This window comes from Devosia insulae DS-56, assembly GCF_000970465.2.
GTDB lineage: Bacteria > Pseudomonadota > Alphaproteobacteria > Rhizobiales > Devosiaceae > Devosia_A > Devosia_A insulae.
The window spans coordinates 1-2,930 of sequence record NZ_LAJE02000315.1; the positions used below are offsets into that span (position 1 = coordinate 1).

A 2,930-nucleotide genomic window follows, 5' to 3' on the forward strand; every position below is an offset into this window, starting at 1 on the left:
GTGCCAATGGTCCGGCACCGGTGCCTTGCCGGCGATGATGCTGCGCACCCCGTCCATGATTTTGGCGGCGTCGACCAGCATGGCGCGTTCCAGCACGGGAGCGAACGGATGCGAGACCGGCGCGGTGTGCAGCCGCCCGACCGGGCCGTCGAGCTCGTCATAGGCCAGCTCATTGATGGTCTGGGCGATCTCGCCGCCCATGCCGCACATCGCCCAGGCCTCGTCCACCACCAGCAGGCGGTGGGTCTTCTTGACGCTCTCGACGATGGTGTTCACGTCGAGCGGCATGATGGTGCGAAGGTCGACCACTTCGACGTCGGTGCCCTGCGCCGCCAAGAGGTCGGCCGCCTCCAGCGCCCGCGCCACCATCTGGCCGGCCGCGACGATGGTGAAGTCCTTGCCGGATCGGGCGATGCGGGCCGAGCCGAACGGCACATAGTGATCCTCGCCCACCGGCACCGGGCCCTTCGAGGCAAACAGCGCCTTGGGCTCCAGCATGATCACCGGATCGCCGCCGCGCAGCGCCGTCTTCATCAGCCCCTTGGCGTCGGCCGGGTTCGACGGCACGCAGACGATCAGCCCCGGCATATGGGCGAACAGCGGGTGGTACATGCCCGAGTGGTGCGGGCCGGAGCTGCGCAGGGCTCCGGCGCCGGCGCGCACCACCATCGGGGCGCTCATTTCGCCATTGCTCATGTAGCGGAGCTTGGCCGCCTGGAGGAAGATCTGCCCGGTGGTCTCGAAGGCGAAGTCGGCGAACATCAGGTCCGAGACGGTGCGGGTGCCGGTCGCCGAAGCGCCGACTGCGGCAGCGGTAAAACCCTGCTCCGAGATCGGCGTATCGACCAGCCGCTCCGCCCCGAACTCGTGCCAGAGGTTCTTGGTATGGGCGAAGCTGCCGCCGCGCTCCCCGGTGCCTTCACCGAAATAGAGAATGGCCGAGTTGGCCCGCATTTCCTCAGCAATGCCGTCGCGCACCGCTTCGAGCCAGCCCTGCACCCGCGTCTCGCCGGCCGGCCGTGCCTTCAGCGCTTCCGGCGGGTTGATCGGGTTGGCATAGACATGCCGCCGTACCGTCGCCGGATCGGGCTCCGGCGAGTTGCGCGCAAACTCCAGCGCCTCCTGCACCACCTTGTCGATATGCGATTCGATATCGGCAAGATCGTCGGCATCGGCAATGCCGTAATCCTCGACCAGGCGCTTCCTAAACATGTCGATCGGATCGCGCTTGATCCAGGCGTCGACCTCTTCCTGCGTGCGATAGGTGCCGATCACCGGGTCGCCTTCATGGTGCCCCACGGTGCGATAGGTCTTGGCTTCGATCAGCGTCGGCCCCTTGCCGGAGCGGGCGCGCTCGGTGGCTTCCTTCATCGCCAGCCACACCGCGAACACGTCGTTCCCGTCCACCGCGACGCCCGGCATGCCGTAGCTGTCGGCCTTGGTGGCGATCTCGGGGTTGAGGGTGATGGATTTGAGCGGCGTCGCCGTCGCGTAGAGGTTGTTCTCGCACACGAAGATCGCCGCCGCGCGGTTCACCGCGGCGAAGTTCAGCCCTTCGTGGAACGCCCCGTGGTTGGCCGCGCCGTCGCCGAAAAACGCCACGCCGATATCGTCGCGGCCCTGCGCCCGGGCGCTCATGCCGATACCGACGGCATGGCCGATGCCGGCCCCGACAATGCCGTTGGTCCCGAACAGCCCGACCGAACGATCGTAGAGATGCATGGTGCCGCCACGGCCGCCGCAGATGCCATCGGCCTTGCCGAACAGCTCCGCCATCACCCGCCTGGGGTCGGCGCCCTTGGCCAGCGCGTGCCCGTGCCCGCGATGCGTCGAGGTGACCCAGTCGGACCGGCGCAAATGCGCGCAGACGCCGACGCCCGTCGCTTCCTGGCCGATATAGAGATGCAGGAACCCGGGGGTTTCGCCTTTGCGGCAGGCCACCTGCGCGACGCTCTCGAACTTGCGCAGCAGTACCATCTGCTCGAACAGGCCCATCAGCACCTGCTTGTCGGGCAGATTGCCCGCGCCGGTCTGCTGTGCGCCTTTGCGCATCGCCGAAATTGCCACCGCCGAGCCTCCCTGCGTCGTCCCGATTCCGGGTACTGTTCGCATCCTCACAATCGAGCATAGATTATAATAGCATAATGTCTAGGCGGAAAGTTCCTGTCGCCTCGGCCCGCCGCGCGGGCTAGGAAAGGGCAGGAATGAGGGAGGTTTGTCATGCCGTTGATGCCGCTTCGTGCGCGCCTCAAAACCGCGACGCCGCTGCTGGCGCCGTTCTCGATCATCCCCTCCGTCGAGCTGGTCGAGCTGATCGCGCTCGCTGGCTATGATGGCATTATTCTCGATCTCGAGCACGGTGCGCATGGCAGCGAAGCGCTCGGTCCGCTGATCCTCGCCGCCATGGCGCGCGGCATCTATCCGCTGGTGCGGGTGCGCAGCAGCGAACCCACCGAGATCGGCGCCGCGCTCGATGCCGGCGCTGCCGGAGTGATCGTGCCGCAGATCGGCTCGCTTGCCGAAGCCGAGCGCGCCGTGCGCGCCGCCCGCTTCGCCCCCGATGGCAATCGCGGCGCCAACTCCTTCGTCCGCGGCGCCGACTATTCCGGCCGCACCGAATGGTTCACCGAGGCCAACCGCGATGTCGCCGTGCTGCTGATGGTGGAAGGCGCCGGCGGCGTCGCCGCGCTGCCGGAGATCCTGAAGCTCCCCACCCTCGACGGCATCTTCCTCGGGCCGCTGGACCTGTCGCACGCCCTCGGCGTGCCGGGCGAGATGGGCCATCCCAAGGTGGTCGCGACGATCGAGCAGGTGATCGATGCCTGCAAAGCCGCCGGCGTCACCACCGGCATCTTCGGCGGCACCGCCGAAGCCGCCCGGCGCTGGATCGGTCGCGGCGTCACGCTGGTGGGGGCGGGCGTGGATACGGC

The 2,930-nt window shown here is 67.8% G+C and carries 2 protein-coding genes; one reads left to right on the forward strand and one right to left on the reverse strand.

Annotated features, from left to right (window positions below; genetic code table 11):
* Positions 1-2,067: alpha-ketoacid dehydrogenase subunit alpha/beta (locus VW23_RS21445; RefSeq protein WP_069911538.1), on the reverse strand; the 2,067-nt coding region annotated here is incomplete at its 3' end.
* A 153-nt stretch (positions 2,068-2,220) separates the two neighbouring features.
* Here VW23_RS21445 and VW23_RS21450 point away from each other — a divergent pair.
* The coding region (locus VW23_RS21450; RefSeq protein WP_069911537.1) for an HpcH/HpaI aldolase family protein at positions 2,221-2,930 on the forward strand (710 nt) is incomplete at its 3' end.